21 protein-coding genes and 4 tRNA genes are annotated in these 20,991 nt (G+C 43.6%); 14 read left to right on the forward strand and 11 right to left on the reverse strand.

The window, feature by feature from the left end; translation table 11 throughout:
- Window positions 1-84: 84 nt before the first annotated feature.
- Both aspA and L4C38_RS19410 read right to left on the reverse strand, forming a co-directional pair.
- Window positions 85-1,533, reverse strand: a complete 1,449-nt coding sequence (aspA, locus tag L4C38_RS19405; protein WP_428799196.1) for an aspartate ammonia-lyase — start codon at window positions 1,531-1,533, stop codon at window positions 85-87.
- A 227-nt stretch (window positions 1,534-1,760) separates the two neighbouring features.
- Window positions 1,761-3,680: a GGDEF domain-containing protein gene (locus tag L4C38_RS19410; RefSeq protein ID WP_428799197.1), complete on the reverse strand. Its 1,920-nt coding sequence runs from the start codon at window positions 3,678-3,680 to the stop codon at window positions 1,761-1,763.
- 143 nt (window positions 3,681-3,823) lie between these two features.
- On the opposite strand from L4C38_RS19410, the gene L4C38_RS19415 reads away from it, so the two are divergent.
- Window positions 3,824-4,342, forward strand: a complete 519-nt coding sequence (locus L4C38_RS19415) for an FxsA family protein (protein WP_428799198.1) — start codon at window positions 3,824-3,826, stop codon at window positions 4,340-4,342.
- 73 nt (window positions 4,343-4,415) lie between these two features.
- Here the strand turns inward: L4C38_RS19415 and trmL are convergent, their stop codons facing one another.
- The 4 genes from trmL to L4C38_RS19435 all read right to left on the reverse strand — a co-directional run bounded on the left by trmL (window position 4,416) and on the right by L4C38_RS19435 (window position 7,798).
- On the reverse strand, window positions 4,416-4,895 hold the full coding sequence (gene trmL / locus L4C38_RS19420; RefSeq protein ID WP_428799199.1) for a tRNA (uridine(34)/cytosine(34)/5-carboxymethylaminomethyluridine(34)-2'-O)-methyltransferase TrmL: 480 nt from the start codon (window positions 4,893-4,895) through the stop codon (window positions 4,416-4,418).
- A 116-nt stretch (window positions 4,896-5,011) separates the two neighbouring features.
- A complete protein-coding gene (locus tag L4C38_RS19425; protein WP_428799200.1) occupies window positions 5,012-5,629 on the reverse strand; it encodes a superoxide dismutase in 618 nt (205 codons plus the stop codon).
- Between the two features lie 100 nt (window positions 5,630-5,729).
- A complete protein-coding gene (gene cpxA / locus L4C38_RS19430) occupies window positions 5,730-7,112 on the reverse strand; it encodes an envelope stress sensor histidine kinase CpxA (RefSeq protein WP_428799201.1) in 1,383 nt (460 codons plus the stop codon).
- On the reverse strand, window positions 7,112-7,798 hold the full coding sequence (locus L4C38_RS19435; protein WP_428799202.1) for a response regulator: 687 nt from the start codon (window positions 7,796-7,798) through the stop codon (window positions 7,112-7,114). The genes cpxA and L4C38_RS19435 overlap by 1 nt, the downstream gene beginning before the upstream one ends.
- A 182-nt stretch (window positions 7,799-7,980) precedes the next feature.
- Between L4C38_RS19435 and L4C38_RS19440 the strand changes: the two genes are divergently transcribed.
- From L4C38_RS19440 to pfkA, 3 genes are all read left to right on the forward strand, one after another.
- Window positions 7,981-8,457, forward strand: a complete 477-nt coding sequence (locus tag L4C38_RS19440) for a CpxP family protein (RefSeq protein ID WP_428799203.1) — start codon at window positions 7,981-7,983, stop codon at window positions 8,455-8,457.
- A gap of 96 nt (window positions 8,458-8,553) precedes the next feature.
- The gene (fieF, locus tag L4C38_RS19445) at window positions 8,554-9,462 is read left to right on the forward strand and encodes a CDF family cation-efflux transporter FieF (protein WP_428799204.1); all 909 of its coding nucleotides are present in this window, start codon (window positions 8,554-8,556) and stop codon (window positions 9,460-9,462) included.
- A gap of 273 nt (window positions 9,463-9,735) precedes the next feature.
- Window positions 9,736-10,698 carry a 6-phosphofructokinase gene (pfkA, locus tag L4C38_RS19450; RefSeq protein ID WP_428799205.1) on the forward strand — a complete coding sequence of 321 codons (963 nt, stop codon included), beginning with the start codon at window positions 9,736-9,738 and terminating at the stop codon, window positions 10,696-10,698.
- Window positions 10,699-10,728: 30 nt separating this feature from the next.
- On the opposite strand, the gene L4C38_RS19455 is transcribed toward pfkA, so the two are convergent.
- Together L4C38_RS19455 and epmB are read right to left on the reverse strand one after the other, a co-directional pair.
- Window positions 10,729-11,262 (reverse strand): MgtC/SapB family protein, encoded by a 534-nt coding sequence (locus L4C38_RS19455; RefSeq protein ID WP_428799206.1) that lies wholly within the window; start codon window positions 11,260-11,262, stop codon window positions 10,729-10,731.
- 127 nt (window positions 11,263-11,389) lie between these two features.
- Window positions 11,390-12,412 carry an EF-P beta-lysylation protein EpmB gene (gene epmB / locus L4C38_RS19460; protein ID WP_428799207.1) on the reverse strand — a complete coding sequence of 341 codons (1,023 nt, stop codon included), beginning with the start codon at window positions 12,410-12,412 and terminating at the stop codon, window positions 11,390-11,392.
- Window positions 12,413-12,445: 33 nt separating this feature from the next.
- Between epmB and efp the strand changes: the two genes are divergently transcribed.
- The 3 genes from efp to rraA all read left to right on the forward strand — a co-directional run bounded on the left by efp (window position 12,446) and on the right by rraA (window position 14,632).
- Window positions 12,446-13,012: an elongation factor P gene (gene efp / locus L4C38_RS19465; protein WP_428799208.1), complete on the forward strand. Its 567-nt coding sequence runs from the start codon at window positions 12,446-12,448 to the stop codon at window positions 13,010-13,012.
- A 105-nt stretch (window positions 13,013-13,117) separates the two neighbouring features.
- On the forward strand, window positions 13,118-14,035 hold the full coding sequence (locus L4C38_RS19470; RefSeq protein WP_428799209.1) for a 1,4-dihydroxy-2-naphthoate polyprenyltransferase: 918 nt from the start codon (window positions 13,118-13,120) through the stop codon (window positions 14,033-14,035).
- A gap of 75 nt (window positions 14,036-14,110) precedes the next feature.
- Window positions 14,111-14,632, forward strand: coding sequence for a ribonuclease E activity regulator RraA (rraA, locus tag L4C38_RS19475; protein ID WP_428799218.1), 522 nt, complete (start codon window positions 14,111-14,113; stop codon window positions 14,630-14,632).
- Window positions 14,633-14,665: 33 nt separating this feature from the next.
- Here the strand turns inward: rraA and L4C38_RS19480 are convergent, their stop codons facing one another.
- Both L4C38_RS19480 and tpiA read right to left on the reverse strand, forming a co-directional pair.
- The gene (locus L4C38_RS19480) at window positions 14,666-16,018 is read right to left on the reverse strand and encodes an MATE family efflux transporter (protein ID WP_428799210.1); all 1,353 of its coding nucleotides are present in this window, start codon (window positions 16,016-16,018) and stop codon (window positions 14,666-14,668) included.
- Between the two features lie 240 nt (window positions 16,019-16,258).
- Entirely contained in the window at window positions 16,259-17,029 is a 771-nt protein-coding gene (gene tpiA / locus L4C38_RS19485; protein WP_428799211.1) for a triose-phosphate isomerase, read from the reverse strand.
- Window positions 17,030-17,284: 255 nt separating this feature from the next.
- Between tpiA and L4C38_RS19490 the strand changes: the two genes are divergently transcribed.
- The gene (locus L4C38_RS19490) at window positions 17,285-17,632 is read left to right on the forward strand and encodes a 5-carboxymethyl-2-hydroxymuconate Delta-isomerase (protein WP_428799212.1); all 348 of its coding nucleotides are present in this window, start codon (window positions 17,285-17,287) and stop codon (window positions 17,630-17,632) included.
- A 26-nt stretch (window positions 17,633-17,658) separates the two neighbouring features.
- Window positions 17,659-18,084 (forward strand): DUF805 domain-containing protein, encoded by a 426-nt coding sequence (locus tag L4C38_RS19495; protein WP_428799213.1) that lies wholly within the window; start codon window positions 17,659-17,661, stop codon window positions 18,082-18,084.
- A gap of 79 nt (window positions 18,085-18,163) precedes the next feature.
- Here L4C38_RS19495 and coaA read toward each other — a convergent pair whose 3' ends face one another.
- The gene (coaA, locus tag L4C38_RS19500) at window positions 18,164-19,087 is read right to left on the reverse strand and encodes a type I pantothenate kinase (RefSeq protein ID WP_428799214.1); all 924 of its coding nucleotides are present in this window, start codon (window positions 19,085-19,087) and stop codon (window positions 18,164-18,166) included.
- 208 nt (window positions 19,088-19,295) lie between these two features.
- On the opposite strand from coaA, the gene L4C38_RS19505 reads away from it, so the two are divergent.
- The 5 genes from L4C38_RS19505 to tuf all read left to right on the forward strand — a co-directional run.
- Window positions 19,296-19,371: transfer RNA gene (locus tag L4C38_RS19505), tRNA-Thr, on the forward strand.
- A gap of 56 nt (window positions 19,372-19,427) precedes the next feature.
- Window positions 19,428-19,512, forward strand: a tRNA-Tyr gene (locus L4C38_RS19510).
- A gap of 34 nt (window positions 19,513-19,546) precedes the next feature.
- A tRNA-Gly gene (locus tag L4C38_RS19515) sits at window positions 19,547-19,621 on the forward strand.
- A 13-nt stretch (window positions 19,622-19,634) separates the two neighbouring features.
- A tRNA-Thr gene (locus tag L4C38_RS19520) sits at window positions 19,635-19,710 on the forward strand.
- Window positions 19,711-19,811: 101 nt separating this feature from the next.
- The coding region (tuf, locus tag L4C38_RS19525) for an elongation factor Tu (RefSeq protein WP_428799215.1) at window positions 19,812-20,991 on the forward strand (1,180 nt) is incomplete at its 3' end.

Raw genomic sequence — 20,991 nt, forward strand, 5'->3', positions numbered from 1 at the left:
AAGCTTTGAGAACACCATTACTTTAGTTTAGTCGCCAAATGATGGCGTAAAAAAAGGGTCCGCTTGGGACCCTTGTAGTAATCGTTATTCGTAACGCTTGGCTTTATACGTTGGATGCATGAAGTTTTCAACGCAAAGAATGTCATCCAGCTCTTCTGCGGTTAATAATCCACGGTCCAAGACGACTTCTCGTACACTTTTACCCGTTTCAGCACAGATTTTACCTACTATGTCTCCTTCATGGTGACCAATATATGGGTTCAAATAAGTGACAATACCGATAGAGTTGTAAACGTAGTTCTCACAGACTTCTTTATTCACTGTGATGCCGTCAATACACTTATCTCGTAGATTGACACACGCATTGTGTAGTAGCGAGATAGACTCGAACATACATTGCGCGATGACGGGTTCCATGACATTTAGCTGTAACTGACCGCCTTCTGCTGCAAATGATATAGTCGTGTCGTTACCCAATACTTTGAAACAAACTTGGTTCACCACTTCTGGTATTACGGGGTTTACTTTCGCAGGCATGATCGAAGAACCGGCTTGAAGCTCAGGAAGGTTCAATTCATTTAGCCCCGTACGAGGACCAGAAGACAGTAGACGTAGGTCATTACAGATTTTAGATAGCTTAACGGCAAGGCGCTTTAATGCACCGTGTGTCATTACATAAGAACCGCAGTCAGAAGTTGCTTCGATCAAGTCTTCTGCTGGTACTACATCTATACCAGTAACTTCAGCAAGGTGCTTCACGGCAAGTGCTTGGTATCCGGTTGGTGCGTTAAGACCCGTACCGATAGCTGTCGCACCTAGGTTGATTTCAAGCAACAGTTTTGATGTGTAGTCCAGTACACGAATCTCTTCGTTTAATGTGACAGCCCAAGCGTGGAATTCTTGTCCAACAGTCATAGGCACAGCGTCTTGAAGCTGTGTACGACCCATTTTCAGCACGCCTTTGAATTCTTGCGCCTTCAGTTCAAATGCACCTTTCAGGTATTCAATTGCGTCCATCAATTTATGCACGCTGTTGTAAACAGCAATACGGAAACCGGTTGGGTAAGCACAGTTGGTGGATTGGCTTTTGTTTACATGATCATTTGGGTTAACAAATTGATATTGACCTTTCTCTTTGCCCATTAATTCTAGAGCAAGGTTGGCAATCACTTCGTTGGTGTTCATATTAACAGAAGTGCCGGCACCGCCTTGATAAACATCTGATGGGAATTGATCCATGCACTTTCCTGTTTCAAGGATCAAATTACATGCTTGGATGATGACATCAGCAACATCTTTTGGAATCGCACCGAGCTCTTTGTTTGCGAGAGCGGCTGCTTTTTTAGTCATCACCATGCCATGTATAAATTCAGGCACGTCAGAAATAGTTGCGTGAGAAATGTTGAAATTTTCGATAGCGCGTAGAGTGTGGATACCGTAATACGCGTCTGCCGGAACATGACGTTGACCTAATAGATCTTCTTCGATACGAGTGGCTGTGTTAGCTGATGTAGCTTCTGATAGGGTAGCCATAGGTGGATCCTTAAAGAATTATTTGAAATTAAGCTTGGTTTAATCGCCAATTCTGTAATTAAAGAATCCATTCGCCAGAAAGCTTGGCTGAAAATCCGTCCCGACTTTATGTAGCACATATTACTGGACCCAGTTCATTACACATAGTGGCTGGATCACTATTTACATCAAAGGAATGAAAATTTTATCATTCCTTTGATGTGGTCCATTTTAGTGCTTGGTACATGTTACGCGGAGTGATGATCAATCGATGTGATATTGTTAATACCATGCGCAATAACGCAGTTTCTTCCTGCTTGCTTAGCGCTATACAAGGCGCGATCAGCCAGTTCAAAGCTTTCTTTCCAATGTGGTCCAATTTCGACCAGACCCACGCTAATGGTTAAAGGGTACTCGGACCATTCAGTGATCTGTTGTTTGACGCGCAACATTAACTGTAGTGCATTTTCAGGGGTAATATGTTGAATGATCATAGCGAATTCATCGCCCCCAATTCTGCCGATGGAGTCACTATCACGTAGTACTTGTTGGAGTTTGCTTGCGACATGCAAAATTGCTTTATCGCCAAACGCGTGCCCTTGGTTGTCATTTATTGATTTGAAATCATCGATATCTATGAAAGCAAGGCAACTCGTCGGGTGATGCTGATAACGAGCTACTAGTCGAGATTGATTGGCGAGCAAGGTTTCAAATTTGGCTTTATTCCATAGTTTTGTCGCACTGTCGCACTCGCTTAATGTTTGCAATTCAGCAATACGTTGGCAGTGAGCGCTGATATCAGTGAAGGAATGGACGAAATAGTGAGGATTAGACTGCTGCGTAGTGAGTGGCCGTATTTCCACTTCGCAACTTACCAGTTGCTGATTCGCAGTACAAACTTCTAGACTCCCTTTCCAATAGCGATGTAGCTCTAACGTTTTTTGTAAATTACCCAAAGAGATAGGTAGCTGTTGTAACTGGTTCAATTTCTCTCCCAGTAACTGCTCATGTTGAAATCCAGTTAGCTCGATATAGCGGGCATTAGCTCTGAGAATATTGAATTTACTATCAGTAAGGACTATGGCGTTACTGCTTTCTAATAATAAGTTGGTAAAAGCATGGTTAATTTGTCCCCGGCGATAGATATCAAACATCACGGCACTCATGCACGCTAACATACCTAGAGCAAACCAAATAATACCCACTTCAAGCATCAACAAATCAAGTGATGCTGCCGAGGTTTGTGAAAGTAGAGATTGGGGGTAGAGGGTAATAAGAGTTAGGTTCTCAATGCTACCTAATAGAGGTGTTTTGATGCTCTGATAGACATAAAGTCCTTCTTTTGCCAGGTAGGCTCCAGAGTGTGGCTGAGTTTGAATTTGTCGCCACATGTCCGGATTTTCTTTTGTTAATTGAAAGCCTTGCCGCTCATCAATAAGGTGACCAAATAGCTTGTGTTGGTCAGAGCTTAGTACATAGAAGCCTTGCTGGTTGATAAAATGGACCGGAAGTTGCTGAGTGTTTTGTGTGATGTCATCAATCAATTGCAATACATCCAAGTTGGCAATGAAGTAGCCAAGGCGTTGTATGTTTCCTTTTTGCTGCTCATCAATAGGATGGATGATCCTGAAACCCGCTTTATAAGGGATAATAAGCTTAGTATGTTCGTACTCTAAGTCGATGCCAATATATCCAACTTGATTGGATGTGAGCTTCTGACTAATTAAAAAGTAGTCTCTATGGGACTTGTTTTGTAGTTGCTCAGGAGGAACTACAAAAGGGTGTTCACTGCCATGAGGGTAGTCGACACGGATGATTTCCTGACCTTTCCCATCAATAAAACGCAGTTGGTCAAAACGAGAGGAGTTGAGTGATGAAATGTACCATTGCTTTTCTAGATAGCTTTTTAGCTTTGGGTCTTGATAGCGAGCAAAATCATATAAAAGTGAAGAATGACCAATCTCATAAATAGTTTGATTGATCTCTGTGTAGATTCTATTGGCTCTTTCATCCACATATGACAAAAACTGCATACCTTGAGTTTGCAGTTGAGTATGCATCTCGTCTTGTGTTTTTGAACTTACGTACCAATAGTAGAGCAGCGGGATCAGTGTTAAGCCTAACCACAAGACCAGCATATTTTTGCTAATACGCAGTAGTCTTTTCATTTTGATGTATCACTCGCGATTACCTTTTATACCGTAGACCATTCTAAATTAATTTGCTAGTCACGATTCCTAACATTTCGCTATCAGAAACTATTGTGGCAAAGCGAGGTTAGCGCTAATGTGTGCTTAACAAAGGAGGGCTTGTGTTTCCTATCTTATTATTACTGTTTATTGTAGTACCAATTGTCGAGATTGGCCTATTTATTCAAGTGGGCGGATTTCTAGGTTTATGGCCAACGATTGGCTTGGTTGTGATTACCGCATTTGCTGGAGCATCGCTCGTACGTAGTCAAGGTTTACAGACTTTGATGAGCGTACAAAATCGAATGCAACAGGGTGAGCTACCAGCGCAGCAGATCTTTGAAGGTGTGATGTTAGCAGTTGCCGGTGTGCTGCTGTTAACTCCGGGTTTCATGACTGATGCATTAGGTATGTTAGTGCTCTTACCTGCGCCACGCGCGGCGATTGCCAAGTATTTGATGAGCAAGATGGTAGTGAAATCCGTTGGTGGTGGTTTCCATGGCGGCTTTAGTAACCAAGGTGGTTTTGGTCAAGATCCGTTCCAGCGTAACCCATTCGATCAGAGTGGTAATAACGGTGACACCTTCGAAGGTGAATATGAACGAAAAGATGATGACAACGATCACAACAAACTAAACTAATAAGGGGCGCTGAAGCGCCCCTTTTTCTACCTATCTGCTTCCTAAACTTGTTTTTATTGAGTTTGGCTAAAGGTTATAGCGTGCCTTCAAAACCCATTTGACGCCAAGCTTCATAGGCAATAATTGCGACGGCATTGGATAGATTAAGGCTGCGCGCATCTGGCATCATTGGAATGCGAACACGTTGTTCCATTGGCAAACTCTCAATCAACTCAGCTGGTAAGCCACGCGTCTCTGGACCAAACAACAATACGTCACCGTTTTGGAATTGAGCATCGACATGATGACCGGTGGTTTTTGTGGTGCAGGCAAAAATGCGGAACTCACCTTCACGCTCATCATGCAAATAGTCTAAAAACGCTTGCAGATTTTTGTGGCGTTTTACTCGCGCTAAATCGTGATAATCAAGACCTGCTCGACGTACTTTTTTCTCTTCTAAATCAAAGCCTAGTGGTTCGATCAAGTGTAAGTTGGCGCCGCAGTTGGCACACAGACGAATAATGTTGCCAGTATTTGGCGCAATTTCAGGTTCGTATAGAGCGATATCAAACATGGAGTCAAATTGTATCAATGAGAAAATTGAGTTTGAGTATAACAGGATGATTTAGTTGGCGGGATAGATAAAGGTAATTTAGCGGCGGAATACAGCCACCGCCAAATACGGCATTATTACTTATTGGCAGATATTGCCGCTGTGTAATTGTCTGTGACGGCATCCCAGTTGACGACATTCCACCAAGCTTCAATGTACTCAGGGCGACGGTTTTGGTAATTAATGTAGTAAGCGTGTTCCCACACATCTAACGCGAGAATGGGCTCGCCCTGCGTTGCTGCCACGTCCATCAAAGGATTATCTTGGTTAGGTGTTGATATTATTTCGAGTTGACCATTTTTCACCACTAACCAAACAAACCCGGAGCCAAAGGTGTTGATGGCGGCTTGTACAAACTGCTCTTTGAATGAATCAAAATCATTGAAGGTATCGTTGATCACTTGACCAAGTTCCCCTTTTGGTTGTCCTCCACCATTTGGACTCATGCAGTTCCAATACAAAATATGGTTGTAGTAACCGCCGCCATTGTTACGTACTGCAGCTGGGAGTTTCGAAATATTAGCAAAAATCTCTGACAAACTTACTTGTTCTAAATCGCTGCCGGCGATGGCAGCAATAAATTTATCGTAATAAGTTCGATGGTGTTTACTGTAATGAACTTCCATTGTCTTCGCGTCAATATACGGCTCTAGTGAATGGTAAGCGTAAGGAAGTTCGGGAAACAAATGCGACATAGTATATCCTCCATAAATACAGGATTACTTTAAATGATAATGAGATGAATTATCAACTGTATAATTGTAAGGTTATTCAAGTTCATCATTCGATAAGTCACTATTCATAGAGTAACGGTAAGCAGATCGTCACCCTCAATCCGCCTAAATGACTGCGAGTCGCCTCAATCGTACCGCTATGTTGGCGTACCGCGCTTTGTGTAATAGCCAGCCCAAGTCCAGTGCCGCCACTGACTCGATCTCTTGCCGTAGAAACCCGATAAAATGGTCTAAAGATCGCTTCGAGTTCTTCTTCTGGAACGCCTTCTCCATTGTCATCCACTTGAATGATCACTTGTTCTTGATCAGCTCTAATTTCGACTTCGATTTGGTTTTTACCGTAGTGGATGGCATTACGAACAATATTGTCTAAAGCACTCATGAGTAATTTAGGCTTACCTGATATGGTTCTGTCTGGGATCGCGGAGTAATGGAGTGCCTTACCTGTTTGCTCTGCTTCAAACTTAGCATCACTCAAAATCGCTTCCCATAAACTAGAAAGTGGTTGCTGCTCGCGGTCAGTATGGCTGTCGAGCTGCATGCGTGAGAGTTCCAATAACTCACTGATCATTTGCTCTAATCGCTGTGCTTCCGTATCAATTCGGCTCAGCTCTTGGCTTTCACCTTGTTTGCGTTTTGCCAATGCCGTTGCCATACGTAAGCGAGTTAAAGGGGAGCGTAGCTCGTGCGATATATCAGAGAGTAACCGCTGTTGTCCGGAAATCATCTGATTTACATCTTGAACCATTTGGTTGAATGCTGTTCCCGCTTGGCGAAATTCTGAGGTGCCTTTTTCAAGGTTAGGGTCCACGATGAACTCGCCTTTTGCTACGCGTTTTGCGGCGCGTTCAAGGCGACGAGCGGGTTGGCTCAGCGCCCATGCAAGCCAGAGTAATAGTGGAGTGCTTACTAGCATCACAGCGAATAAGAGTTGGAATGGTTTATCAAATAACTTCAACAAGAAAGGAGGGGGCTGATCCCACTTGAACGCTAGGTACATGTGCAGCGGTTGCTCCGCTAAAGTGACAGCAACAGGTCCCGCTATCATAAAGTGACCATAGAGACGTTGTTTAGGTTGATTATCGGATTCAATATTGGAGATTAGGTTTTGTAGCGCTCGCACTTTGAAGTTGCGATGTTTTTGCAAACTTACAATATTGCCATCTAAATCGGTAAGGAAATAACGAGGCTTGGGATCGCGAGATGAGGGGCGATCAGCATCAATACGACGCAACAGGCGCTTAAAATCTGTTTCGCCTTGATAGCGATTTTCCACATGTGATGCAAATCGTTGCATTTTTTCTAAGCTATTGGCTGGAATGGTGTGTGGCTTTCTCGGATCAAGATGTGGCAGTGTGAGCACAGCTATGAGTACCAACAACATCGTTAGCCAAAAAATGGCAAAAATTCGCCCATATAGACTGGTAAAACGCGGAAAGCGCATTAATCTTCCTCCACCAACAAATAACCACGTCCACGCAGTGTTTTTATGCGGGGTTTTCCATCCGTGCGCTCGGGCAGTTTTTTACGCAGGTTAGAAACGTGCATGTCAATCGCGCGATCAAAAGCGGCGAGACGTTTACCCAGTACATCAAGGCTGAGTTCTTCTTTAGTTACGGTTACACCAGGGTTGACAACAAAGTGGCTCAATAACGCAAATTCAGTGGTGGTGAGATCAATTAGCATACCTTGACAGTATGCTTCTTGTTTGCCCGGATATACGGTTATATCTTGATACTCCAGACTGTCGCTTGTTTTGCTATTGCTAGGTAATTGGGTACGGCGTAAGACTGCACGGATACGGGCAAGCAGTTCACGATCACTAAATGGCTTAGGTAAATAATCGTCGGCTCCTAATTCCAAACCAATAACGCGATCAATTTCCTCGCCTTTTGCCGTTAGCATCAAAACTGGTGTTTCCCATTTATCACGAATTCGCTTGAGGGTTTCGGTACCATTGAGCTTTGGCATCATGACGTCGAGTAAAATAAGGTCAATCTCTTTACTTAGCGCTGCTAATCCTGCTTCACCATCATTGGCTTCAGATACAACGAAGCCCTCAAAGCTGAGTACTTCTTTGAGTAGGCCTGTTAATTCAGTATCGTCATCAATCAATAAGATATGTGCCATGCTATGCCCTTTGTATGCTAGGTACACTAATTATATTACTGATTATTCTGAGTAAGCATTAGTGTAATTTTTCCTCTTTACGTATCTTTACGCTCTCTAGACGTCAATTTACCTCCCAGCCACTAATCTATGTTTAAGCGCTGCAAAGGCAGCCTGACTAATACACTTAAAAGGTAAATATTATGAAAACTGTTAAGAAACTTGTTTTGGTTGCGGCGGTTGTACCATTGGCTTTTGCTTCAGCAAGTGCATTTGCATTTGGTGGCAAGGGCGAGCATCGCGGCGGTCACTGTCAAGGTGGAATGGATCGCGGCGTGATGAAGCAGTTGGATCTAACTGATGAGCAAAAAACGCAATTCAAAGACATGCGCGAAGCTAATCACCAAGAGATGAAAGCGAACTACGATGAACGCCAAGCAGTGCGTAGAGCGCATCATGAGAAGGTTCAGCAATTAGTTCTAGCTGAGAATTTTGATCAAGCAGCAGCGAATGACCTGGCGAAACAGATGGTCGATAAACAAAGCGAACGCAAAGTTAAAATGCTGGAGAAACAGCATAAAATGCTCAACATTCTGACGCCAGAGCAAAAGACCAAGTTTGTTGAATTGAGTCAGGAGCGCATGGATAAATGTGCCGAGAAACGCAAAAATCGTAATTAAGATAACTAAGTTAATACAAGGCAGCCATTGGCTGCCTTGTCGATTTTCGTATTCACTGGTTATAATTGCCACATCATAGATGACGAATAAAGTGCAATGAAACAGGATTATGGAAAGCTCGTTACGCTAGCGGCTTGGGCTGCGACACTGGTTGCTACCTTTTTATTAATTATTAAGCTGGTTGCTTGGTGGGTCACTGGCTCAGTCAGTTTGCTAGCTTCGTTGATTGACTCGGTACTCGATATTGCGGCGTCGGTGGTCAATTTAGTCGTTATTCGCTTTTCTCTTCAACCTGCTGATAAAGAACACCGTTTTGGGCATGGTAAAGCTGAATCACTTGCAGCACTTGCACAAGCAATGTTTATTTCAGGATCGGCAGTCTTTCTTATTCTTAATGGTATCGAACGTTTCTTTAGACCTCATGAACTGCAATCACCGGAGTTAGGTGTGTATGTCAGTTTCTTTGCCATTGTCGTTACCTTCGCTTTAGTGCGGTTCCAAAAAAGTGTAGTACGCAAGACTGGCAGCCAGGCGATTGCCGCCGACTCTTTACATTATCAAACTGATTTATACATGAATGCTGCGATTATGGTGGCGTTGGGTTTGAGCTGGGTAGGTATTGGTCAAGCTGATGCTGTGTTTGCGGTGGCTATTGGTATTTATATATTGTTCAGCGCGTTTAAAATGGTGAGTGAAGCAGTACAAACCCTATTGGACCGCGAGTTGCCAGAAGAGGAGCTGATGGAGATCAAAAAAATCTGCTCACAAGTCGAGGACGTATTGGGTGTACATCAATTAAGAACACGCATGTCAGGACCAGTACGTTTCATACAGCTTCATCTTGAACTGGAAGATCATTTGCCATTAATAGAAGCACATCGAATTTCTGATCAAGTAGAAATAAGATTGCTGGCAGCTTTTCCTCAAGCCGATATTCTAATCCATCAAGATCCATTCTCTGTTGTACATACCTCTGAACGCGTACAAAAATCGGCAGATTGGTAATCGATTCAGGTATTGGAAAGTTGCCCGTAATTGGCTATCTTTTCATCAATGCGGTAAATAAACGCGATACTGATATGTATCAACAAAGTTAACGGACAAAACTGTAATACTCTTACATAAGTAGAAAACTTACGTAATGTTGTGCAAATATAAGTAGTATTCCTTACAAGGAAATGTAACATATTGCACAAATAAAAGAATTTTGTCGGGGGCTTTTTCTGTAAGCCTCTAACGTAAAGTTTGAAATAAGATTCCCAAAAATCGAGGGTGAGCATGATTAAAAAGATCGGTGTTTTGACGAGTGGTGGTGACGCACCAGGTATGAACGCAGCCATTCGCGGCGTAGTGCGTACCGCGTTGTCTGAAGGTTTAGAAGTGTACGGTGTACACGACGGTTACCTAGGTCTTTATGAAGGTCGCATCGAAAAATTAGACCGCTCTAGCGTGTCTGATGTGATCAATAAAGGTGGCACGTTCCTTGGCTCTGCACGTTTCCCTGAATTTAGAGAAGTTGAAGTTCGTGAGCAAGCGATCAAAAACCTGAAGAAACATGATATTGATGCACTGGTTGTTATCGGTGGTGATGGTTCTTACATGGGTGCCAAAAAGCTAACTGAAATGGGTTACCCATGTGTCGGTCTGCCAGGCACTATCGACAACGACATCGCTGGTACTGATTACACTATTGGTTACCTAACGGCTTTAAATACAGTTATTGATGCGATTGACCGTCTACGTGATACATCATCTTCTCACCAACGAATCTCTATCGTAGAGATCATGGGTCGTCATTGTGGTGACCTAACTCTTATGTCTGCTATTGCGGGCGGTTGTGAATACATAATCACACCGGAAACTGGTTTAGATAAAGAGAAACTGATCGGTAACATCAAAGATGGTATTGCTAAAGGTAAAAAGCACGCCATCATCGCTCTAACTGAGCTAATGATGGACGCGAATGAACTTGCAAAAGATATTGAAGCTGCAACAGGTCGTGAAACTCGTGCAACGGTTCTTGGTCACATCCAACGTGGTGGTCGCCCTACTGCATTTGACCGTGTACTAGCGTCTCGTATGGGTAACTACTCTGTACATCTATTGTTAGAGGGTGAGGGTGGTCGTTGTGTTGGTATCCAAAAAGAACAGCTTGTTCACCATGATATCATTGACGCTATCGAGAATATGAAACGCCCAGTTCGCAATGATCTATATAAAGTCGCGGAAGAGCTATTTTAAGTCGCGGGTTACAAATGTAAGAAAGCCACCTCAACTGAGGTGGTTTTTTTTTGACTTGTTGTTTACAACCGTTCTGGGTTGTCGAGGTGCGGTGCGGGGATGAAAATTTTTGTGTACACCACGGCGTAATGATTTGACTCGGTATTCAGCTTTATCGACACCAAGCAATACCAGTAACATTAACAGGGTAATGATGATAGATTGCTGTAGGTAGCCAAGACCTATCATTAATCCTAGCGCCGCTAATACCCAGATAATAGCGGCAGAAGTAACACCGTGAATTTTTCCATCTAGCGTCATCATCACGCCTGCGCCTAAAAAACCGACGCCTGTAATAATTTGTCCTAACACACGGGCTTGTTCGAGGGTGTTTTCTGAAAGTGATATCGCCAAAGATATAAAAAAGTAGGTACCGGATATAACCAAAATGGAGGTGCGGATCCCGACGGGTTTACCACGAGTTTGGCGTTCAACCCCAATAAAGAGCCCATTTAAGGCGCAGCAAAGTAACGCCGCCCAGCTAAAGGGACCTAAGTCGAGATAATGTTCGAACGTTGCTTGCATGTCGACCTCCAACATCTAAGGAGTATCATTACAGTTGACCGTTCAAATGAGCAAAATATTCGAGTCTTTAAGTTTACTTTAGTTGTTGTATTCAGCAGCCGCTAGTTATTAACCGTTTGCCGTATGACTATTCCAAATGCAGATCGAGCGGCGTTTTGCTTGAGCGACCGCCAATTTCTCTGGTGAGTGTCGGCACTAAATATCCTGATACTCTTTCAATCAATTTTGCCATGAGTGCTTTGGCTTCATCATCACTGACAAAGAAGTGTGCAGCACCTTGTACTTTATCCAATACATGCAGGTAATAGGGCAGAACATTGGCATCAAACAATGCTTCGCTCAGTGCGACTAAGTCTTCAACTGTATCATTGACGCCTTTTAGCAATACGCTTTGATTTAATAAGATCACACCGGCTTTTTTTAGTTGCAGCGTTTTATCTTGCACCTCTTGATTGATTTCATTGGCGTGGTTGATGTGCGTGACTAGTATCACTTGTAATCGAGTGTCGCACAGTATTGATACCAACTCTTGTGTAATACGGGCGGGAATGACAACGGGTAAACGTGAATGGATACGTAACCGTTTAATATGTGGTATGTCGGCGATGCGTTCTATAAGCCATTTTAGTTCATCATCTTTAGCCATGAGTGGATCGCCACCGGATAAAATGATTTCATTTAGTTCAGGATGCGTTTGAATATAGTCTAAGCTCGTTTGCCAAACTCTTTTGCTGCCTTTGTTGTCTTGATAAGGAAAGTGACGGCGGAAGCAATAGCGGCAATTAACAGCACAGCCTCCTTTAACGATCATTAGCGCACGATTTTGATATTTGTGCAGTAAACCGGGGATCGCGTTGTCTTGTTCATCAAGCGGGTCGTTTGAGTACCCTTCATGCACCGCAAATTCATCCGATAAGGGTAATACTTGACGTAAAAGCGGATCAAAAGGATTGCCTTTTTCCATTCTATCAACAAAACTTTGCGGCACACGCTGTGCAAAAAGCGTTCTTGCTTCAAATCCGAGTTGCCAAGGTGAAGGTTCAATATCTAGTTGTTCTAGCAGTTTTGTAGGATCGGAGATCCCATTCGCTAGCTGTTCGAGCCAGTTTTGCTCAACAGAATCGATATTTCGGGTTATGATGTACGGCATTAAATTTAACTCGAAGAATGGTAAGAGGAAAAAATGGCTACTGTTAGCACGAATGAATTCAAAGGCGGTCTTAAAATTATGCTTGATAACGAGCCTTGTGTCATTCTCGAAAACGAGTTTGTAAAACCAGGCAAAGGTCAGGCATTCAACCGCGTTAGAATCCGTAAGCTGCTTTCTGGTAAAGTTCTAGAGAAAACATTTAAGTCTGGCGACACTGTAGAAGTGGCAGACGTAATGGAGATCGATCTAGATTACCTATACAGCGATGGCGAATTCTATCACTTTATGAACAGCGAATCGTTTGAACAAATCGCTGCAGATATGAAAGCGGTTGGCGAAAGCTCGAAATGGTTAGTTGAAAACAACACTTGTATGCTGACTCTTTGGAACGGCAACCCAATTGCTGTAACACCACCAAACTTCGTTGAGCTAGAAGTTATAGAAACAGATCCTGGTCTAAAAGGCGACACTCAAGGTACGGGTGGCAAACCTGCAACGCTATCTACTGGTGCAGTAGTACGTGTTCCACTATTCATCTCAATTGGTGAAGTGATTCGGGTTGATACTCGTTCAGCTGAATACGTAAGCCGCGTGAAATAATTTGAGCAAAAACAAAAAAGGTCACTTAGGTGGCCTTTTTTGTTTTTATGCTAACTTTGATATGACACAATTCCAATTATCGGATATCTCACTACACTGATAAATATGAATCAAACGCTGCAAATCTGGCTTGATGCCGCTCGTCCAAAAACTTTGCCATTGGCACTAGTCTCTATATTGACTGGTAGTGTTTTGGCGTTCTCTAGCCACCATTTTTCTTTATCGGTTTCCGTATTGGCATTTATCACGGCAACCTTATTACAGATTTTGTCGAATCTGGCGAATGATTATGGAGATGCAGTCAAAGGAACGGACAACGAAGCACGTTTAGGACCGACAAGAGCGATTCAATCTGGTGCGGTTACGCCAAAAACCATGAAGCAAGCGATTATGGTGAACGTTGTTTTAACCATAGTCGCGGGTTTGACATTGGTATTGCATGCACTCAATAGCTGGGAAAGTATTCTTGCCTTCATCGGCCTTGGGATGCTTGCGATAGCTGCAGCGATTGCCTATACCGTAGGCAACAAACCATACGGTTATGCTGGATTAGGTGACATCTCGGTCTTTATATTTTTTGGTTTATTGGGTGTGGCTGGAACCTATTTCCTTCATACCAGTATTGTTGACTTATCATTAGTATTACCTGCGATTGGCTGCGGTCTATTAGCTGTTGCCGTACTTAATATTAACAACATGCGTGACATTGAGAACGATGACCTGTGTGGCAAGCGAACGGTTGCTGTTCGTTTAGGGGAAAAGCGCGCAAAGCTGTATCATTTTGCTTTGCTTTCTGGGGCGTTGAGTGCCTTTATTACCTACTTGCTACTGCAACCGTCACCGTTATGGATCATGTTGCCATTTCTATTGAGCATATTTGTTATTTACAAGCACTCTAAAGCAGTTTGGTTAGCGAACAGACCAGCTGAAATTGCGCCAATGATGCCCGTCATTGTAAAGTGTTCATTGTTGACTAACTTATTATTTGCTGGAGTTGTTATAGCTCAAACTCTAGTGAGTTAAATACACCTTGTCATTGCAATGATGAAGTGACTGGATATACTCGATTATATGACCAATGCTATGAGAAAAAACGCTATGGAATACAACACTTCAGCATTATGCGATATCTACTTAGAACAAGTAGACGTTGTGGAGCCAATGTTCAGTAACTTTGGCGGCAGTGCGTCGTTTGCTGGCCAAATCACGACAGTTAAATGTTTTGAGGACAATGGCATCATTCGCGAGATTTTGGAACAAGATGGCGTTGGTCGAGTATTGTTAGTGGATGGCGGAGGTTCGCTGCGCCGTGCACTGGTAGATGCAGAAATAGCATCATTAGCCGAAGAGAACGAATGGGAAGGCATTGTTGTTTACGGCAGTGTGCGTGAAGTGGATGAGCTGGAAGACATGAGTATTGGTATTCAAGCTCTTGCTTCAATCCCTGTTGGCGCAACCAGTAAAGGAGATGGTGAAACTGATATCCCCGTCAATTTTGGTGGTGTTACGTTTATCCCAGAAGATTACCTCTACGCAGACAATACTGGCGTTATCCTTTCTCAAGAACCACTCAACATCGACCTTGAGTTAGATGAACAGGTTGAAGATAACGACATTTGATTTTTTAAAATAGCCAGCGATTCGCTGGCTATTTTATTTGTTACTGTCCGGTCTGTGTCTATATTGCTGTCTTAATTTGAGCGCAAAAAGATAGCTGAGTATCCCACCTAAGATATTACCCGCTGCAATGCCGAAGAAAACGCCCTCAACACCAAAGATTATGCCCCCTAACCAAGCCAAAGGTAGGGTGAACAAAAAGAGGCGCATCGCACTCCATTGAAATGCTTTAATTGGCTGGTACAAAGCATTTAGACCTGACACCAACATCATCATTACCCCTTGAAAACCGTAACTGAAGGGGACCACTATTAAGTAATGCCATAGCTGATTTTGAACGGCTTGTTCTTGAGAAAAAAGAGCAGATAATGGAATGCTCAGTGGCACCATCACAATGAATACCCCCAACTGAAAGATGATAGCGAACCGCATACTTAAGAACAGCCCATCGAAGCTGCGCTCCGGGTTATTGGCACCAAAGTTTTGTGCCATGAATGGCGTGAGTGCAGAGGTGAGAGACATCAAAACTAAGATCAGGATTGACTCTATTCGCTGTGCAGCCCCATAAGCTGCGACGACAGCCGTTCCGTGGGTTGAAAGGATCATCATAAACAACGCACCAGAAAGTGGGGACATCGCATTAGACAGGGCTGCTGGTGTGCCAATCTTTAATATCATTCTCCAATCTTCGCTGATAAATCGCAGATTTGGCCAAGCGAGCAACTTCTCGCGCTTGATCAGTACGTAGAGAGAACTAAGCAGTGCGCCAAGCCAACTGAATGCACTCGCGATGGCGGCTCCTTGAATACCTAGCTCAGGGAAAGGACCGTAACCAAAGATAAGTAATGGATCGAGAAGACCATTGATCATGCCTGCGAGTAACATAATTTTAGCGGGGGTTTTGGTGTCTCCTGTTGCTCGTATGGCGCTATTTCCCGCCATTGGAATCACCAGTAGTGGGATAGAAAAATACCAGATCGCCATGTATTGCTCGATAAGCGGGATGAGTTTTTCTTCCGCACCTAACGCAAGAAACAGTGGCTCAATGGTAAATAACCCCAGTGTTGAAGCGAAGGTAACCAATATGACAGCAAGTAATACGCCATGGCTGGTAAACCTTGCGGCATCTTGAGCTTGGCGCTGACCAAGTAATCGACCAATATTGGTCGAGAGCCCCATGCCAATACCCATGGTGATGCAATTAACAGTGAAAGTGACCGGAAAGGTATAACTGATAGCGGCAAGCGCTTCGGTACCGAGTAGGGAAATAAAGAAAGTATCGACTAGGTTAAACATCAATATGGCAATCATGCCCACAGTCATGGGAATGGTCATTTGCCGTAGCACTTTAGGTATGGAGCCAGTTAATAGGCCGTGTTTATCGTGCATAAAACAGTCGAACTGAAGGAAAAGAGTAGAATACTTGATTCAAACTCAGTGTGACAGGGATTCGTGACTAATTTGCTGGAAACCTTGTTGGGCTTGTTTCTTGTTTAGATAGCAGTGACAAAAAGGCCAGCTTAAGCTGACCTTTGAATCAAATCGTTTTTCAATTAGTTGAGTGACGAGGTGACAATCAAGTGAACGAAAGGCACGAATATCGCCACAACAATAGCTAAGTCGAAAAAATTAAGCTTTTGCTGCCGCTGCTGCGCGAGCGATTGCTGCGAAGCCTTTTGCATCAAGAGCTGCACCACCAACTAGAGCGCCATCGATGTCTGGTTGTGAGAAGTAAGCTTCAGCGTTTTCTGGCTTAACAGAGCCGCCGTATTGAATAATTACTTGCTCTGCTACTGCAGCATCTTTCGCGGCGATAAGAGCGCGAATAGAAGCGTGGATACGTTGTGCATCTTCAGCTGTCGCTGCTTTACCCGTACCGATAGCCCAGATTGGTTCGTATGCGATAATCGCATCGTTAAGCGCTTCAACACCGTATGCATCGATCACTGCATTGATTTGACGAGCACAAACCGCTTCAGTTTCACCGGCTTCGTTTTGCGCATCAGATTCACCGATGCAGAAAACAGGCGTTAGACCGTTTTCTTTTAGGAAAGCAAATTTCTTAGCAACGAATTGGTCAGATTCAGCGTGGTATTCACGACGCTCAGAGTGACCAATGATGATGTGAGTTGCACCAAAGTCTTTCAGCATCGCTGGAGACATATCGCCAGTGAATGCACCGCTGTTGTTTAGGTCAGTGTTTTGTGCACCTAGGATGATCTTGTTACCGCCTTCCGCGATTAGACGCTCAGCTAGATCGATGTAAAGTGCTGGTGGAGCAACGGCTACGTCTACACCTTCAATACCTTCAAGCTCAGCGTTAAGACCAGTTAGCAGCTCAGTTACCATTGCTTTGCTACCGTTAAGTTTCCAGTTACCCATCACTACAGGACGACGCATAGGAATATCTCCATATCAAAATTAAAGTATTAATGTAAAAAATCTACGTAAGAATATAACAGAATAAATCCACTAGATCATGACCCGTATCATTTCTTAATGGGATCTCGATTGACGCTCAAAACAAATCGCTACTGTGTTGTAAGACTGAAGTTGTATCAGTGATCTCTTAGACAGAATGATAGCAACTGGCTCGGAATTTGAGAGTGAAATTGGTATTAGTGCCTTGTCGATGATTCGCAAACAGGGAAAGTTATGCCACATTTGGTTATGGAATATTCAAATTCGGTTGATGAGCGGGTGAATACTCAACGACTACTGGAAGATTTACATCACATTGCGATCCAGTCTGGTTTGTTTGATGCCCCCTCGTTAAAGTCACGCTCACTTCGTTATCACGATTGGCTCGTAGGGGAAGAAGCTGATAGTGTAGATTTTATCCATGTTACGTTTGAGTTGTTAGATGGTCGATCAGCCGAACAGAAAAGAGATCTATCTCGTCAGTTGATGTCAGTTCTGCAAGGGCAAGCCAGTCATGTTCGTAGCTTAACGATCAACGTTCGTGATATGGACCGAGAATGTTGTCAGAAAGTGGTTAATTAGATCTTAGTATTTTTTAGGTAAGAATAATGTCGATGAAAGAGTTACTGTTTTCCTTTCAAGGGCGAATTGGACGTAAAGTCTATTGGGCTTGGAATGTGTTTTATTACTTGATGATTGTTGGATTTGGCGTTGGGGTCAACTCACTTTTCCCTGCGTATGCTCATCTGATTTTCCCCGTGTTTTTAATTTTTGTCTTAATACCGGATTTGGCGATTACTGCAAAGCGGTGGCATGACCGAGGTAAATCGAGTTGGTGGTTGTTGCTCAATATTCCCCTAGTCATAGGGCGAATGACGGTGCCAGCCGCGGATCCGACTATTATCACAGATACCACTACATTAGAGATGCTGATATCGCTTGCTGCCCTAGCATGTGGTGTGTGGATTTTAATTGAGTGCGGTTTTCTACCTGGGAAGGCTAGTGACAATCAGTATGGTCCAGAGCCTAGATAAAAATCAGTTCAGGTTGAATAGTTAAATTCATATAAAAAGAGCAAGCTAATCAGCTTGCTCTTTTTATATCCTTCATCATTTACTTGCGTAGTAATATCTCTTCGACTAGATGATTGGCACCTTTCTTCAATACCAACTGCGCTCGTCCTCGAGTGGGTAAGATGTTGTCTTCTAGATTGATGCCGTTAATGCTACGCCAAATATCACGCGCTTTTGCGATGGCTTGCTGTTCAGTCAGTTGGGTGTAATGACTGAAGTAAGAGCCTGGTTTAGTAAAAGCTCCTTGGCGGAACTTTAAAAATCGTTCGACATACCAGCTTTCGATAACATCCGTATCGGCATCGACATACAGCGTGAAATCGAGGAAGTCGGAGACAAATACTCGATGAGGCTCGTGAGGGTAGTCCATACCACTTTGCAGTACGTTAAGACCTTCAATGATTAAAACATCCGGTCGATCGATGGTTTTGACTTCGTCAGTGATATTGTAAGTAATGTGGGAGTATAATGGCACTTGTAAATTTGGCTTGCCCGCTTTTATATCGGAAACAAACTCTACCAATCGTTTTATATCATAGGACTCAGGGAAGCCCTTGCGATGCATGATCCCACGCTCATCAAGTACGTGTTTGGGGTAGAGAAAGCCATCGGTGGTAACCAACTCGACTTTTGGGTGGTTTTCCCAGCGAGAGAGCAACGCCTTAAGTAAACGTGCTGTGGTACTTTTACCGACCGCGACACTGCCTGCAATACCGATAATAAAGGGAGGGGAACTATTGGTTGCGCCAAGGAAATTATGCAATACGCTATTACGACTTTGACGAGCTTCAATGTAAAGATTTAGCAGTCGTGCAAGTGGTAAGTAGATTTCCACCGATTCTTCCATAGTCAGGTTTTCGTTGACGCCTTGCAACTCTCTCAAATCCTCTTTGGATAAAGTCATAGGAACTGAATTGCGCAATTCAGCCCACCGTTGTCGATTGAAAGAGAGGTATGGCGTCATAGTTTTCCTAACTAGTTTTTATCGCACGAAAACTGCGAACATACATCAAGAGTGCAAGAAATCAAATCACTAGCGAGCAAGAATCATTTTTTATCGGCAAAACTGTGCGAAAATTCAGCAAATGAACGGAATCTCAGTAAAATAAATACTTTTTTTAAATTTGCTATTGCAAGCTATAAAATCATTCAATAGAATGCGCACCACTTATGCCGACTTAGCTCAGTAGGTAGAGCAACTGACTTGTAATCAGTAGGTCACCAGTTCGATTCCGGTAGTCGGCACCATTCTCTTCTGTTTTTTTTTTTTTGAAACAGCAGTGATGAGAATGGAATAAAAATTTGGAGGGGTTCCCGAGTGGCCAAAGGGAGCAGATTGTAAATCTGCCGGCACTGCCTTCGATGGTTCGAATCCGTCCCCCTCCACCATATTCTTTAGGAAATAGCTCGAAGAGTTACGTGTGCGGGCATCGTATAATGGCTATTACCTCAGCCTTCCAAGCTGATGATGCGGGTTCGATTCCCGCTGCCCGCTCCACTTATTATACAGTGCTGATATAGCTCAGGCGGTAGAGCGCATCCTTGGTAAGGATGAGGTCCCCAGTTCGATTCTGGGTATCAGCACCAGCTCTAAAGCAAAATTTTCCTTTTGATATATACTTTATCACCAATAAGTTTGGTTACGTGGTCATCTGCGCCACTTAAATCCGTACCTAGAGGGACAACTCATGTCTAAAGAAAAATTTGAACGTGTAAAACCGCACGTAAACGTTGGTACTATCGGCCACGTTGACCACGGTAAAACAACTCTAACTGCTGCTATCTGTACTACTCTTGCTAAAGTGTACGGTGGTGTTGCTAAAGATTTCGCATCTATCGATAACGCTCCAGAAGAGCGCGAGCGCGGTATCACTATCTCTACTTCACACGTAGAATACGATACTCCAGCACGTCACTACGCACACGTAGACTGTCCAGGACACGCGGATTATGTTAAAAACATGATCACAGGTGCTGCACAGATGGACGGTGGTATCCTAGTTGTTGCTGCAACAGATGGTCCAATGCCTCAAACTCGTGAGCACATCCTACTAGGCCGTCAGGTTGGTATCCCTTACATCATCGTATTCATGAACAAATGTGAYATGGTAGATGACGAAGAGCTACTAGAACTAGTAGAAATGGAAGTTCGTGAGCTTCTTTCTGAATACGATTTCCCAGGTGATGACCTACCAGTTATCCAAGGTTCTGCACTAGGCGCACTACAAGGCGAAGAGCAGTGGGAAGCGAAAATCGTTGAGCTAGCTGAAGCACTAGACAGCTACATCCCAGAACCTGAGCGTGCAATCGATCTGCCATTCCTAATGCCAATCGAAGACGTATTCTCAATCCAAGGTCGTGGTACAGTAGTAACTGGTCGTATCGAGCGCGGTATCCTAAACGTAGGTGACGAAGTAGCAATCGTAGGTATCAAAGAGACTACAACTACTACTTGTACTGGTGTTGAAATGTTCCGTAARCTGCTTGACGAAGGTCGTGCAGGTGAGAACGTTGGTGCACTTCTACGTGGTACTAAGCGTGATGACGTTGAACGTGGYCAAGTACTAGCTAAGCCTGGTTCAATCACTCCACACACTAAGTTCGAGTCAGAAGTATACGTACTTTCTAAAGATGAAGGCGGCCGTCATACTCCGTTCTTCAAAGGCTACCGTCCACAGTTCTACTTCCGTACAACTGACGTAACTGGTGATATCTCTCTACCAGAAGGCGTAGAAATGGTAATGCCTGGCGACAACATCCAAATGGTTGTAGAGCTAATCGCTCCAATCGCAATGGATGATGGCCTACGTTTCGCTATCCGTGAAGGTGGCCGTACAGTAGGTGCTGGTGTTGTTGCTAAGATCTTCG

The sequence above is a fragment of the Vibrio kasasachensis genome (assembly GCF_050337565.1).
Taxonomy (GTDB): Bacteria; Pseudomonadota; Gammaproteobacteria; order Enterobacterales; family Vibrionaceae; genus Vibrio; species Vibrio kasasachensis.